1 protein-coding gene is annotated in these 893 nt (G+C 48.8%); it reads left to right on the forward strand.

Annotation, left to right across the window (positions count from 1 at the left end; all coding sequences use genetic code 11):
* Positions 1–34 precede the first annotated feature (34 nt).
* Positions 35–893, forward strand: an 859-nt coding sequence (locus R7E78_RS25235; protein ID WP_318058486.1) for an ABC transporter ATP-binding protein, incomplete at its 3' end; no start/stop codon positions are given.

Consider the following 893-nt stretch of genomic DNA (forward strand, 5'->3'; position numbering starts at 1 on the left):
ATTTTCGCTATACAAAAATGAACGGAGGGATGCCATGAGCACAGCAAACAAGGATTATGTGAGCTTTCAACATGTTAAGAAAACCTACGACGGTGCAAACTTGGTGGTTAAAGACTTCAACTTAGACATCGCACCCGGAGAGTTTGTCACCATGTTGGGGCCTTCTGGATCAGGCAAAACAACGTGTCTGATGATGCTGGCGGGTTTCGAAACGGCAACAGGCGGAGAGATTTACATTGATGGCGTTCCGGTAAACAATCTCGCGCCACATAAACGCGACATCGGAATGGTATTTCAAAACTACGCGCTGTTTCCTCACATGACGATTGCGGAGAATCTCGCTTTTCCTCTAAAAGTGCGTAAGCTCGATAATCAAACCATTCAAAATAAAGTACAGAGCGCACTGGACATGGTCGAGTTGGGGCACGTTGCCAGCCGTTATCCAAAGCAGTTATCTGGCGGGCAGCAACAACGTGTCGCGTTGGCGAGAGCGCTTGTGTTTGAACCGAAACTCGTCCTGATGGATGAGCCTTTGGGCGCGTTGGACAAGCAACTTCGTGAGCAAATGCAGATGGAGATTAAACACCTGCACGAAAAGCTCGGCATTACGATTTTGTATGTCACGCATGACCAAGATGAAGCGCTCACTATGTCTGACCGAATCGCAGTTTTTAATCAAGGCGAAGTGCAGCAACTTGCCCCGCCAACGGAACTGTATGAATCTCCGAGTAACGCGTTCGTCGCTCAGTTTATTGGTGAAAATAATCAGCTTTCTGGTGTGGTAAAAGAGTGGCAATCAGAGCGATGCCAAGTCCAGGTCGGCCCCGCTCACTTCGTTGCCAAACCGGTTCGAGTGACCCAAAACGGCGAGCACACAACCTTGTCTATTCGAC

This window comes from Vibrio sp. YT-19(2023) (assembly GCF_033337395.1).